This is a genomic window from Acinetobacter sp. 25-47-130, assembly GCF_056779705.1.
On sequence record NZ_JBWYII010000012.1, the window covers coordinates 46,686 to 58,840 of the forward strand.

The window sequence follows — 12,155 nt, forward strand, 5'->3', positions numbered from 1 at the left end:
AAAATGATCGATTCTTGAGGGCGCTCATGGCATAGTGCGACTAATAAATCAAAATGAAAAGCACATGACATGAGTCTAAATACGCAAATTTTAATTGCTGCAATTTTAGGTGTGGCTTTTGGCTTCTTGTTAAATGTATTCCCTCATACAGCATTTTTTAACGGAAGTTTATATGGCTTAGGGATTGCCAGTAGTATCTTTATCGGCCTACTGAAACTATTACTGATTCCTCTCATTTTTAGTTCTATTGTTGTCGGAGTTTCCAATCTACAGACTGGTGGCCAACTTGGTAGAACTTGGAAAATTACCCTCGCTTGTTGTGTCACAACCACAACGTTGGCGCTGATTTTGGGGCTTGCGTGTGCGCATCTTTTTGAGGTCGGGAAGGGTGTAGACATCACTATTTTTCAAGAGACCATGAATCAGCATCAGACGCCTGATACTTTGACGCCCTCGAGTTTTTTTACCAACTTTATCCAAAATACACTAATAAACCCGTTTAAAGCATTTGCTGAAGGTAATGTGTTAGCCGTTGTCGTTTTTGCACTTTTAATTGGGGTGGCTCTTGTTAAAGGTGGTGAAAAATTTGAAACAGTGAAAGCGTTGAGTCAGCAATTTTTTGAAATCATGATGTTGATGATTGGTTGGGTGATGAAGCTCGCACCAATAGGGATTTTTGCGTTACTGGCAAAGTTAATCGCGACGGAGGACCTATCTGTTCTGAGTCGATTAGCAGAATTTGCAGCAGTAGTCACGGGAACGACCATCTTTCATGGTCTTGTTGTTTTGCCTTTGTTGCTCTGGATTTTCGGGAGAATGAATCCAATTACATTTTTTAAGGGAACACGAGCAGCCTTGATTACGGCGTTTGCTACTAGCTCAAGTTCCGTAACCATGCCGCTATCAATGAAGTGTGCTCAGGAAAATTTAGGAGTAAGACCCCAGACTGCAGGATTTGTGATCCCTCTCGGGACACAATTGAATATGGATGGGACGGCATTGTATGAGGCTGCGGCGGCGCTGTTTATTGCGAATTTAATGGGGCTTGACTTAACGTTAGGACAACAATTGATTGTGTGTGCGACAGCAATGATTGCATCTTTAGGGGCACCAGGTATACCTAGCGCAGGTATGGTTACCATGATTATGGTTTTACAATCAGTTGGACTCCCGGCAGAAGCAATCGCGATATTATTGCCGATTGACCGTTTGTTAGATACCGTTAGAACAGTGGTGAATGTGCAGGGGGATATGATGATTAGTGTTGTTGTAGATCGTTACACGAATCCTGATCATGAACCTATTGAAAAAAATATAGCTTAAAAGATTAGATCAGATATAAAAAAAGCAGGGATCACCCTGCTTTTTTATTGAATACATTATGCAACTTTCAGTGCTGCACGTTCCGCTGCTGGTGACTGATTTAGATAGTTGATCGCATCTTCAGTTTTTGCTTCATGAACAGGGTCATACCAAGGCATTAAATAGCCGAGTTGTTGAGAAACAAGCCAGAATGGGTGAGGAAGTAAACCATTGTCTTTTTGGGCAATTCGTGCCCATTCACGCCAAATCCAAGGTTTGTAAACAGCTGGTTTAATTGATTTAAAGCGAGGGTCTTGACCCATAATATGAGCAGCACCATCAACCCATAAACCTAATACAGCAGCAATCACAACTACACTTTGATAATAGCGAGAAATATAACCACCGCCAAGATGACGATATAAGTCAAATGCAACGGTACGGTGTTCAATTTCCTCAGCACCATGCCATTTTACGAGATCGAGCATATTGGCATCAGCACCCAATTCTCCCCATTTTTTGTTGTACAAGGCATATTTGCCGAGGACACAAGTCATATGTTCAACAGTAGCAATAATACCTAATCTAAATAAATCCCACTGATGATCTAAGGCTTTTGGGACGTTTAGACCTAAAGGTTTATCCGCTAAAAGTTTTCCAAAAAGAAAGTCCATGATATCGAGGTTACGTTGAATATCGATATGACGTGCGCTGAGATATTCTTTATTTGCTGAATTATGTGCTTGAGCGTGCATCGCTTCTTGGCGAATAAAAGCTTTCACATCTTCTGCAAGTTTTTCATCAGTAATTTTGGGTAATACTTTGTTGTACAGACGACAAAACCAAAATTCGCCTGCTGGTAAGATATTGTTAATTTCATTGATAAAATAACTAACGAAAGGCTGATTTGGAACCCAATCTACTGGTGTATCCGCCCACTCAAATTTAACTTTACGAGGTTTGATGTGATACTCAATAGAAGATCCAATCTTACTATTTCTTAATCGAGACAATAATTTCATCACACTTTCCTGAATTTTTGTTGTGATTATCATTTTTCAGTATAAAAAAATGCCCTCAAATAACCTTAGCATTTGAGGACATTGATGTATCAATTAGTGAATGTAATGATTTAACCATTCAGTAGGGTAGATACTATTCGGCTTTGTTGGATTCTAGTTCGGTTGTTTCGCTTGGTGATTCATCATCTTGTTGAATATCATGATCAAAATCTTCATCGATGTCTGATTCACTTACTTCAGGAATTGCACTTAGATCAAATCCGTTAGGTTGCTCAAGCGTAAAATTTAAACGACCAGCAATAACGCTTGCGAGTTCTTCAAGACCTTGCTTATTGAGGGATGAGAACAATTGGATAGAGAAGTTAAGCTTCATTTTCTTTAATTGAGCTTTGACTTCTTGCAATGCTTTTGAAGCTGGACCACGATTTAACTTATCTGATTTTGTTAATAAAACATGGACAAATAATTTACGTGAATAAGCCCATTCTAACATCATGACATCGAAATGTTGTAAAGGGTGTCGTATGTCCATTAACAATACAAGCCCTTGTAAACTTTCACGATGAATGAGGTAGTTTTCAAGCTCTTTTTGCCAAACGATTTTCATGCTTTCAGGTACAGCAGCATAGCCATATCCAGGAAGGTCAACTAATCTTTGTTCGGCATTGCCCATGCTAAAAAAGTTAATCATTTGTGTGCGACCAGGTTTTTTAGACGCACGTGCAAGTTGTTTTTGATTGGTTAATGCATTAATCGCACTCGATTTACCAGCATTCGAACGACCTGCAAAAGCAATCTCATAACCTGTGTCATCGACACATAAATTCAGTTTTGGTGCACTCATTAAGAATTCGGCTTTGCGCAACCAGTTGAGCGCTTGAACCGAATATTCAGTAATCGCTGGATCGGCTTTTTTCTCATAGCTGATCTTTTGCTTTGGGGCATTTGACGCCTTACTGTTTTTCGACTTTCCTCTGCTGTGATGCATAGCTCAACTTCAATAACTCAATTTACAATCAGCTATTATAAAGGAAGTCGCGCATGCAAGCGAATACTCAATCGAATTGAGTCAATCTATGGTGTAACTTGAATGAAAGGAATGGGTGAATCTGAATTGAATTTTATACCTGAGGTGGGTATAACATCCTTCAGTTTAAATTGATCTAAATGCTGATAAAACTGTTGGACTGCATGATCTAAAATGCCTTTCAAGCCACAGTCACTTCTTAATACGCATGGCGGGTTATGACACTCTACAATTTGCTGATCGCTTTGAAGTGTTCTCACTAAAGTCCCTAATGAGATATTCAGAGTTTGAGGGGCTAGACGTATACCGCCACCTTTGCCTCGACTGGTCATTAGCCAATTTTGTTTTGCCATAAAGTGAACGATTTTCATGGCATGGTTTTCTGAGACCTGCAATTGGTTTGCCAGTTCTGCAATGGTATAAGGCAAGTCGCGAGGTTGTGCGACATACATCAATATACGCAGCGCATAGTCGGTAAATTTATTCAGTTGCATAGATCATCATAAAAGATAGCTTATTTCCATCTTAACATTGAAAGCCCCGTGAACGGAGCTTTCAATAATCTCTTAAAATCTTATTTCGGTTAAAGATTTAGATGAATTAATTTTTTAGTGGTGCAGATACCTCAACCACATCACCTACTTGATAGTGGTTTAATAAGATATTTGCCACAGAATATTCAGTTGCTTCATCTACCGCTTTTACTGTGATTTGATACTGGTCAGCTTGTGCAGCATCAAAGCTAAATTGTTGTGGTTGGCGCATCTCTTGCCCCGGTACTTGGACTCGTACCGAAATATATTCACCTGCTTCAGCCGTCGCAATGGTGAGACCGTCCTTGGCAGCTAAAGTTAAGGTTTTGGTGTTAGCTTCAGCTTCAATCGCTGTAATTTTAAATTCACGCCAGCCAGCCCAACCGCCATTTTGTGCAGTCAAAGCTTCATATTTTGATTTTTCAACACCAATTAAAATGTCTGCCAATTGCATATACGCGGCTTTCCAAGCAGCAATCAGATCAGAGTCCATTGGCACATCTAATACTTCGCTGATTGAATGCAGAAGGTTTTCACCCACAATCGAGTATTGATCCGCTTGAATGTCTAAACTTACGTGTTTAGTGGTAATTCGCTCAATCGCTTTTGCCAAAACTGTAGGATTTTCAATATTTTCAGCATATGCCAAAACAGCAGCAGCTAAAGCACGTGGCTGACGACCAGTACTTTGATGATCCATGTTAAATGTATTTTTTAACTCGGGGTTGTTGTTCAGCATGCGATTATAGAAATAGGTCGTAAGGGCAACACCATTCTCACGCAGAACGGGAACAGTCGCTTTTACAAGTTCAATATGTTGTGGCGTCATGAGCTTCAACTTTGGCTTTATTAAAAGATATATTTAAAATACATCTTTTAGGGTCGAGCTGCAATATGACTTGCATAGAAAACCTTAAAATAATTATGGGATATTAAAATATCCCATAATGAAGTTAAAAATGATGGGTAAAGGGAGGACTATTTTTTTCCAAATAATGAGCCCAGTAGACCGCGTACGATTTTTTGCCCAGTGCTTCCGCCGAGGCTTCGTGCAGCACTTTTAGCAAACGTACCGACAATATCTTGGGTGAGTTTTTCGCGTTGTTTGGCTGCACGTTCTGCTTCTTTTTGTTGTTCACGGGCAAGGCGTTCTTGTTCTTTAGCAATTTGCTTCGCGTAGGCCTCTTGTTCGGCTTGTTGTTGACGCTGAACTACTTTGTTTTGCAGTATTTCAAAAGCACTTTCTCTATCAAGTACTTGCTCATAAACACCCGCAACCACACTGTTTGTCATGAGCATCTTACGCTCTTCAAGCGTGATAGGTGTAAAAGATGAATATGGGGGCATAACCCAACCGCGTTCAACCATTTGTGGCGTGCCTTTCTCATCTAGACAGCTAATTAGCGCTTCACCAACTGCCAACTCCGTAATGGCGTCCTGTACTTTGAATGCAGGATTGGGTCTAAAAGTATCAGCTGCAGTTTTTACTGCTTTTTGATCTTTTGGTGTGAAGGCGCGAAGTGCATGCTGAACACGGTTGCCCAGTTGTCCTAAAACACTTTCAGGTAAATCCAGCGGATTTTGGGTGACAAAATAAATACCTACTCCCTTAGAGCGGATTAAGCGTACCACTTGTTCGATCTTTTCTTGCAAACCAGAGCTGGCATTGTCAAACAGTAAATGAGCTTCATCGAAGAAAAATACCAATTTCGGTTTATCCATATCACCGACTTCAGGTAATTGTTCAAACAGTTCGGAAAGCATCCACAGTAAGAAAGTAGCATAAAGCTTTGGTGTGTTCATTAATTTATCGGCAGCGAGCAAATTAATATTGCCGTGACCTTGTGCATCGGTTTGGATAAAATCCATGAGGTCTAATGCAGGCTCACCAAAAAATTGATCACCGCCTTGATCGGACAGTGCTAGCAAATTACGTTGGATTGCACCCAAGCTGGCAGGAGAAAGATTGCCGTATTCTGCTTTAAAGTCAGCTGCATGCTCAGTCACATAAGTGATCATCGCCTTGAGGTCTTTAAAGTCGATCAGTAATAAACCTTGATCATCCGCAATGCGGAAAATCGCAGAAAGCACACCTTCTTGGGTATCATTCAAATTCAGCATTCGGGCTAAAAGCAATGGACCAATTTCTGATACTGTAGTCCGAATCGGATGACCTTGTTCGCCAAATAAATCCCAAAAAACCACAGGTGATGCGTTAAATGGGATTGATTCAATTTTGAGGCTTTTGATGCGTTCATCAAACTTTGAATTGCTTTCACCTGCTTTGGCAAGGCTAGAGACATCACCTTTTGCATCGGCTAAAAATACTGGCACACCAATACGAGAAAAGCTCTCTGCCAAGACCTTTAAAGTGACTGTTTTGCCTGTTCCTGTTGCGCCGGCAATCAAGCCATGTCGGTTTGCCAGTTGCGAATGTAAAACAATCTCTTGGGATGTATCTGAGGTTTTTTTTGCGATGACAATTGGTGTGCCCATAATTATTCCTTTTTATTCGATCTTTTGTTGTTGCATTATTTTGAGTGCTTGTTGAATATCTTCTATCAAATCGTGAGGATGTTCCAGTCCTATACAAAAACGAACCAATATTCCTTCTTGTAAATGTGTATGTGCAAGCTCACGCATTTGATCAATTTGATAGAGCATTACTAAACTCACTGGGCCACCCCAGCTAAAACCTAATTTAAACAGGTTAAGCGCATCACAAAAATTGCGTATATCTTGAAGATTATATTTTTTATCAAAAATTACACTGATCAAACCTGCGCTCAATTCTGATAGGCAAACTTCTTTCCAAAAAGTATGACCTGCAGATTTTGGATTGGCAGGGTGCAATACTTGTGCAAACTCATTTTGCTGTAGAAGCCAGCTTAATAAAGTTAGCGCTGATTTAGATTGGTGCGTATAACGGAGTTCCATTGAGGATAGGCTGCGCTGAATCTGTGCGGTGTCATCGCCTGATATAGAAATCCCTTGAATTGCATGCATGCGAAATAGCTTGTGGTATAAATCCTTGTTTTTTGTTACGACACTCCCCATGAGAATGTCACCACCACCGCTTGGATATTTGGTGAGTGCATGGACGGTGATATCGACTGCTAAGTGTTCTGTACCAAAATCAAAAGCATTAAAAGCTAGACCCGCTCCCCAAGTATTATCAAGTGCGGTAAGGATCTTATGCGTTTGAGCTTTTTTGACCAGATTCGTTAAATCTGGAAATTCGAGTGTTACAGATCCTGCAGCCTCTAACCAAATTAACTTAGCTTTATCACTGGGTTTAAAGCTCTCAACATCAATTGGGTTATAGACCTTAACGGCAATACCATAACGTGATTCTAGGTTTCGCAAATGCTCCATATTTGGACCGTAAATATTGTCCGCGACCCAAACTTCATCACCATGTGCTAAAAAACAAGAATTCACCAAGTTGATTGCAGAGAGTCCGCTTGGTGCAAGTAGACAGTATTCTCCGCCTTCTAATTGTGCAATATTGTCGCCTAGCGTAAACGTAGTGGGGGTGCCATGCGTTCCGTAACTATAGTCATAAGCATCGGTCCAATGGCGATTGAAAAGAGCATCGGTATTTTCAAAAATGATCGTTGATGCACGATAAATAGGGGGTTGAATACTATTTAAAAGTTGAGGTGCTTTTCTAGGGCTATGTATGAGTTGAGTTTGCGTATTTATTTTCACAATTTACCTGTATAAACCGTCATTTTATAACTAACAAAACATACTACTAAAAAACTGCATAGCTGTGCTTTGTTTAAAATTATTTAACAACCTATAGGTTGGCTTCATTTTTGCAACTGCTAGTGCAATATAAGAAAAGTTCGGGTTGGAAAATGAAGCCATTAAAAGTGCATTACTTTCAGCATATTGCTGGTGAAGGGTTCGGAAGTTGTTATGAATATTTAAAATCAATTGGAGCACAAATTAGTGCTACGGAGTTTTTTGCATTACCTGTTGAGATGGCATTAGAAATCGAGGCGTTACCAGCAATTGAAGATATTGATTTACTAATCATCATGGGCGGAGCAATGAGTGTAAATGATGAGGCAAATTATCCATGGCTAAAAATAGAAAAAAGATGGATCCGTCGATATTTATCACTAGGCAAGCCTGCAATTGGTTTGTGTCTCGGAGGTCAGCTTATAGCCAATGCTTTGGGAGCAAGTGTACGTTTAAATGAACAACAAGAGTTAGGTTGGACTAAAGTCTTCAGAACTCAACATGGTTTATCAGATTACTTTGAAATACCTAAAGAATTGGAAATAATGCAATGGCACAGTGAGACTTTTGAGATTCCTAAAGGAGGCGTCAGACTGGCTGAAAATAATGTGTGTGCAAACCAAATGTACCAAATTGGAAAGAATGTGCTGGGTTTTCAGTTTCATCCAGAAATAACGCCGAAAGTTTTACAAATGTATATTGAGAATGAAGAGCATGAGAAGGTATTTTCTGGCGCTTATGTACAATCTTTAGATACCTTAAAACAAACAAAAAAAACGAGGTTCCAAAAAGGGAATGAATTGCTGATCGATGCAATTAATTACGTATTGGGGTTCGGGCAGGGTGTGCAAAAGAAAGCCGCCAACGCTTAACCGTAAATTGAGAAAAAATGATAAATAGGTTTGCTTAACAGTTAAACAATCGTTATAATGGGCGACCCTTTGATATTAAGGGCTAAACAACGTTGATTGTTGTTTAGATCGTTACAGTCGTGGCATCGATCACGACCTTAGTGATTTTCACTGCCTCTGACACTTGCCTTGTTTTCGGACAGGGGGAGATGCGTCATGGGTGATTCTTTATATATTTGGCTTGGAGTTTACTGGTATGTCTAACCAGAGAATCCGTATCCGTTTGAAGTCTTTTGATCACCGTTTAATTGATCAATCTTCTCAAGAGATCGTAGAAACAGCAAAACGTACTGGCGCACAAGTTTGTGGTCCAATCCCGATGCCAACTCGCATCGAGCGTTTTAACGTTCTAACTTCACCGCACGTTAACAAAGACGCGCGTGATCAGTATGAAATCCGCACTTACAAGCGTTTGATCGACATCGTTCAACCTACAGACAAAACTGTAGATGCATTGATGAAATTAGATCTTGCAGCTGGTGTAGACGTTCAGATCGCATTGGGTTAAGGCTTTCGGTTAATTAACACTCTAAGTTAATTAAGCCGCTTTTTTAGAGGTTTATGCACATGGCTATTGGTTTAGTCGGTCGCAAGTGCGGTATGACACGTATCTTTACAGATGCTGGTGTTTCTGTACCTGTTACAGTGATTGAGGTTGATCCTAACCGCATCACTCAAATCAAAACGCTTGAAACTGATGGTTATCAAGCGATTCAAATCACTACTGGTGAACGTCGCGAATCTCGCGTTACTAATGCTCAGAAAGGTCACTTCGCTAAAGCGGGTGTTGCTGCTGGTCGTTTAGTTCAAGAGTTCCGTGTTACAGAAGCTGATCTTGAAGGTCGTGAAGTTGGCGGAACTATCGGTGTAGATTTGTTCACAGTGGGTCAAATCGTTGACGTAACTGGTCAGTCTAAAGGTAAAGGTTTCCAAGGTGGTGTTAAGCGTTGGAACTTCCGTACTCAAGACGCTACTCACGGTAACTCTGTTTCTCACCGTGTTCTAGGTTCTACAGGTCAAAACCAGACTCCTGGTCGCGTATTCAAAGGCAAAAAAATGGCTGGCCATTTAGGTGCTGAACGCGTAACTACACAGGGTCTTGAAATCGTTGCTATCGATACAGAGCGTTCAGTTCTTGTAGTTAAAGGCGCGGTTCCTGGTGCTACCGGTGGTGACGTAACTGTTCGTCCTACTATCAAGGCTTGAGGGGAAATAACGTGAATTTAAATACTGTTTCCGGCTCTGCTGTTGAATTATCAGAAGTTGCGTTCGGTCGTGAATTCAATGAAGCTCTTGTACACCAAGTTGTTACAGCTTATTTAGCTGGTGGTCGTCAAGGTTCAAAAGCTCAGAAATCACGTGCAGACGTTTCTGGCGGTGGTAAAAAACCATTCCGTCAAAAAGGTACTGGTCGCGCTCGTGCTGGTTCTATTCGTAGCCCAATCTGGGTTGGCGGTGGTAAAACTTTTGCTGCTCGTCCACAAGACTGGTCTCAAAAAGTAAACCGTAAAATGTATCGCGGTGCTATGCAATGCATCCTGGCTGAACTTGTTCGTCAAGATCGCTTAGTTTTAGTTGAAGAGTTTGCTGTAGCTGCTCCAAAAACTAAAGAATTGCTTGCAAAACTTAACGACTTGAATGCTACTCGTGCATTAATCGTTACTGATGCTGTTGATGAGAACTTGTATCTAGCTGCTCGTAACCTTCCACACGTTGATGTGGTTGATGCTGCTGCTATCGATCCTGTTAGCTTGATCGCGTTCGATAAAGTTGTTATGTCTGTAGCTGCTGCTAAGAAAATTGAGGTAGAACTCGGATGAACAACGAACGTATCTATCAAGTCCTAAAAGGACCTGTATTCTCAGAAAAAGCACAAGTTTTAGGTGAAACTGCTGGTGTTCAAGTGTTTAAAGTTGCTATCGATGCAAACAAGCTTGAAATCAAAAAAGCAGTTGAACAATTATTTGGTGTAGAAGTTGTTAAAGTTAACACGACTATCACTAAAGGTAAGACTAAACGCTTTGGTAAAACTATCGGACGTCGTTCTGATGTTAAAAAAGCATACGTCACCCTGAAAGCTGGCCAAGATGTAGAAATGGCTGACTTGGGCGATACCGCTGAAAGCACAGCGGAATAAGGACGAGAATTATGCCTATTCAAAAATGTAAGCCAACGTCTCCAGGACGTCGCTTTGTAGAGAAAGTCGTTCACGACCATCTTCACAAAGGTGCGCCTTATGCTCCGTTGGTAGAAGCTAAAAAACGTACTGGTGGTCGTAATAACAACGGTCACATTACTACACGTCACGTTGGTGGTGGTCACAAGCAACATTACCGTATTGTTGACTTTAAACGTAACAAAGATGGCATTCCTGCGACTGTAGAGCGTATCGAATACGATCCTAACCGTACTGCACACATTGCATTAGTTTTGTATGCTGACGGTGAGCGTCGTTATATCATTGCGCCTAAAGGTCTACGTGCTGGTGATAAAGTTCAATCTGGTAACGATGCTCCAATTCGTCCAGGTAACTGCTTACCACTTCGTAACATGCCTATCGGTTCTACTCTTCACAATATCGAGCTTAAAATCGGTAAAGGCGCTCAATTAGTGCGTTCTGCTGGTGCTTCTGCTCAGTTATTGGGTCGTGACGGTTCTTACGCAATTATTCGTCTACGTTCTGGCGAAATGCGTAAAGTACACGTTGAATGTCGCGCAGTTCTTGGTGAAGTTTCTAACCAAGAAAGCAACTTACGTTCACTAGGTAAAGCTGGTGCTTCACGCTGGCGTGGTGTTCGTCCTACCGTTCGTGGTATGGCGATGAACCCGGTAGATCACCCACATGGTGGTGGTGAAGGGCGTAACAAAGGTATTCAACCTGTAAGCCCATGGGGTCAAAAAGCTAAAGGGTACAAGACACGTACCAATAAGCGTACGACTAAGATGATCATTCGCGACCGTCGCGTTAAGTAACAAGTAAAGGAATCTGACAATGCCTCGTTCTCTGAAAAAAGGCCCATTCGTCGATGCGCACTTGTTCGCTAAGGTTGAAGCGGCTATCGCGGCTAATAACCGTAAGCCGATCAAAACTTGGTCGCGTCGTTCGATGATCCTCCCGGATTTTGTTGGTTTAACAATTTCTGTACACAATGGTCGTAACCATGTTCCGGTAATCGTATCTGAGCATATGGTTGGTCACAAGCTTGGTGAATTTGCACCGACTCGTACTTACCGTGGTCACGGTGTTGACAAGAAATCTAAACGTTAATAGGTGCTATGATGGAAGTAACTGCTAAATTACGCGGTGCCGCTATCTCGGCACAAAAAGCTCGTTTGGTTGCAGACTTGATTCGCGGCAAATCTGTTGCGCACGCTCTTAACATACTAAACTTCAGTAACAAAAAAGCTGCAGTTTTAGTTAAGAAAGCATTGGAATCTGCGATTGCAAACGCTGAACATAATAACAGTTTAGATGTAGACGATCTTAAAGTTTCTACGATCTACGTTGATGAAGGCATGAGCCTTAAACGTATTTTGCCACGTGCTAAAGGCCGTGCAGATCGTATTACTAAGCGTACTTGTCACATCACCGTTAAGGTAGGGGTTTGAT

The 12,155-nt window shown here is 41.1% G+C and carries 15 protein-coding genes; 9 read left to right on the plus strand and 6 right to left on the minus strand.

Annotation, left to right across the window (positions count from 1 at the left end; translation table 11 throughout):
- Positions 1-69 precede the first annotated feature (69 nt).
- On the plus strand, positions 70-1,323 hold the full coding sequence (locus AC1M83_RS12735) for a dicarboxylate/amino acid:cation symporter (RefSeq protein WP_481590826.1): 1,254 nt from the start codon (positions 70-72) through the stop codon (positions 1,321-1,323).
- 56 nt (positions 1,324-1,379) lie between these two features.
- Here the strand turns inward: AC1M83_RS12735 and AC1M83_RS12740 are convergent, their stop codons facing one another.
- From AC1M83_RS12740 to AC1M83_RS12765, 6 genes are all read right to left on the minus strand, one after another.
- On the minus strand, positions 1,380-2,324 hold the full coding sequence (locus AC1M83_RS12740; RefSeq protein WP_035265065.1) for a metal-dependent hydrolase: 945 nt from the start codon (positions 2,322-2,324) through the stop codon (positions 1,380-1,382).
- A gap of 133 nt (positions 2,325-2,457) precedes the next feature.
- Positions 2,458-3,312, minus strand: coding sequence for a ribosome biogenesis GTP-binding protein YihA/YsxC (gene yihA, locus AC1M83_RS12745; protein WP_180028257.1), 855 nt, complete (start codon positions 3,310-3,312; stop codon positions 2,458-2,460).
- A gap of 86 nt (positions 3,313-3,398) precedes the next feature.
- Entirely contained in the window at positions 3,399-3,845 is a 447-nt protein-coding gene (locus AC1M83_RS12750; RefSeq protein ID WP_481590827.1) for an RrF2 family transcriptional regulator, read from the minus strand.
- A gap of 106 nt (positions 3,846-3,951) precedes the next feature.
- Positions 3,952-4,713: a globin domain-containing protein gene (locus tag AC1M83_RS12755; protein ID WP_481590828.1), complete on the minus strand. Its 762-nt coding sequence runs from the start codon at positions 4,711-4,713 to the stop codon at positions 3,952-3,954.
- Between the two features lie 149 nt (positions 4,714-4,862).
- Complete coding sequence (locus AC1M83_RS12760) at positions 4,863-6,380, minus strand: helicase HerA-like domain-containing protein (RefSeq protein WP_481590829.1); 1,518 nt, start codon at positions 6,378-6,380, stop codon at positions 4,863-4,865.
- A 12-nt stretch (positions 6,381-6,392) separates the two neighbouring features.
- A complete protein-coding gene (locus tag AC1M83_RS12765) occupies positions 6,393-7,595 on the minus strand; it encodes a PLP-dependent transferase (protein ID WP_481590830.1) in 1,203 nt (400 codons plus the stop codon).
- Between the two features lie 152 nt (positions 7,596-7,747).
- Here AC1M83_RS12765 and AC1M83_RS12770 point away from each other — a divergent pair, with 152 nt between their 5' ends.
- The 8 genes from AC1M83_RS12770 (at position 7,748) to rplV (ending at position 12,154) form a co-directional block, all read left to right on the plus strand.
- Positions 7,748-8,506 carry a type 1 glutamine amidotransferase gene (locus AC1M83_RS12770; RefSeq protein ID WP_179999267.1) on the plus strand — a complete coding sequence of 253 codons (759 nt, stop codon included), beginning with the start codon at positions 7,748-7,750 and terminating at the stop codon, positions 8,504-8,506.
- A 235-nt stretch (positions 8,507-8,741) separates the two neighbouring features.
- Positions 8,742-9,053, plus strand: coding sequence for a 30S ribosomal protein S10 (gene rpsJ, locus AC1M83_RS12775; RefSeq protein WP_004725677.1), 312 nt, complete (start codon positions 8,742-8,744; stop codon positions 9,051-9,053).
- A gap of 59 nt (positions 9,054-9,112) precedes the next feature.
- Complete coding sequence (gene rplC, locus AC1M83_RS12780; protein ID WP_035265091.1) at positions 9,113-9,751, plus strand: 50S ribosomal protein L3; 639 nt, start codon at positions 9,113-9,115, stop codon at positions 9,749-9,751.
- Between the two features lie 11 nt (positions 9,752-9,762).
- Positions 9,763-10,365 carry a 50S ribosomal protein L4 gene (rplD, locus tag AC1M83_RS12785; RefSeq protein WP_035265093.1) on the plus strand — a complete coding sequence of 201 codons (603 nt, stop codon included), beginning with the start codon at positions 9,763-9,765 and terminating at the stop codon, positions 10,363-10,365.
- Positions 10,362-10,682: a 50S ribosomal protein L23 gene (gene rplW / locus AC1M83_RS12790; protein WP_035265097.1), complete on the plus strand. Its 321-nt coding sequence runs from the start codon at positions 10,362-10,364 to the stop codon at positions 10,680-10,682. Before rplD ends, rplW begins: the two co-directional genes overlap by 4 nt.
- A gap of 11 nt (positions 10,683-10,693) precedes the next feature.
- Positions 10,694-11,518, plus strand: a complete 825-nt coding sequence (gene rplB, locus AC1M83_RS12795; RefSeq protein ID WP_035265099.1) for a 50S ribosomal protein L2 — start codon at positions 10,694-10,696, stop codon at positions 11,516-11,518.
- 19 nt (positions 11,519-11,537) lie between these two features.
- Positions 11,538-11,813: a 30S ribosomal protein S19 gene (rpsS, locus tag AC1M83_RS12800; protein WP_004281508.1), complete on the plus strand. Its 276-nt coding sequence runs from the start codon at positions 11,538-11,540 to the stop codon at positions 11,811-11,813.
- A gap of 11 nt (positions 11,814-11,824) precedes the next feature.
- Positions 11,825-12,154, plus strand: a complete 330-nt coding sequence (gene rplV, locus AC1M83_RS12805; protein ID WP_035265103.1) for a 50S ribosomal protein L22 — start codon at positions 11,825-11,827, stop codon at positions 12,152-12,154.
- Position 12,155: the final 1 nt, after the last annotated feature.

Excerpts from the sequence above, each read along its gene's own strand:
- rplW (WP_035265097.1), top strand. The coding sequence starts at position 10,362 with ATGAACAACGAACGTATCTATCAAGTCCTAAAAGGACCTGTATTCTCA.
- AC1M83_RS12750 (WP_481590827.1), bottom strand. The coding sequence starts at position 3,845 with ATGCAACTGAATAAATTTACCGACTATGCGCTGCGTATATTGATGTAT.
- rplC (WP_035265091.1), top strand. The coding sequence starts at position 9,113 with ATGGCTATTGGTTTAGTCGGTCGCAAGTGCGGTATGACACGTATCTTT.
- AC1M83_RS12735 (WP_481590826.1), top strand. The coding sequence starts at position 70 with ATGAGTCTAAATACGCAAATTTTAATTGCTGCAATTTTAGGTGTGGCT.
- AC1M83_RS12755 (WP_481590828.1), bottom strand. The coding sequence starts at position 4,713 with ATGACGCCACAACATATTGAACTTGTAAAAGCGACTGTTCCCGTTCTG.
- AC1M83_RS12760 (WP_481590829.1), bottom strand. The coding sequence starts at position 6,380 with ATGGGCACACCAATTGTCATCGCAAAAAAAACCTCAGATACATCCCAA.
- rplB (WP_035265099.1), top strand. The coding sequence starts at position 10,694 with ATGCCTATTCAAAAATGTAAGCCAACGTCTCCAGGACGTCGCTTTGTA.
- AC1M83_RS12770 (WP_179999267.1), top strand. The coding sequence starts at position 7,748 with ATGAAGCCATTAAAAGTGCATTACTTTCAGCATATTGCTGGTGAAGGG.
- rpsJ (WP_004725677.1), top strand. The coding sequence starts at position 8,742 with ATGTCTAACCAGAGAATCCGTATCCGTTTGAAGTCTTTTGATCACCGT.
- AC1M83_RS12740 (WP_035265065.1), bottom strand. The coding sequence starts at position 2,324 with ATGAAATTATTGTCTCGATTAAGAAATAGTAAGATTGGATCTTCTATT.
- rplV (WP_035265103.1), top strand. The coding sequence starts at position 11,825 with ATGGAAGTAACTGCTAAATTACGCGGTGCCGCTATCTCGGCACAAAAA.
- rpsS (WP_004281508.1), top strand. The coding sequence starts at position 11,538 with ATGCCTCGTTCTCTGAAAAAAGGCCCATTCGTCGATGCGCACTTGTTC.
- yihA (WP_180028257.1), bottom strand. The coding sequence starts at position 3,312 with ATGCATCACAGCAGAGGAAAGTCGAAAAACAGTAAGGCGTCAAATGCC.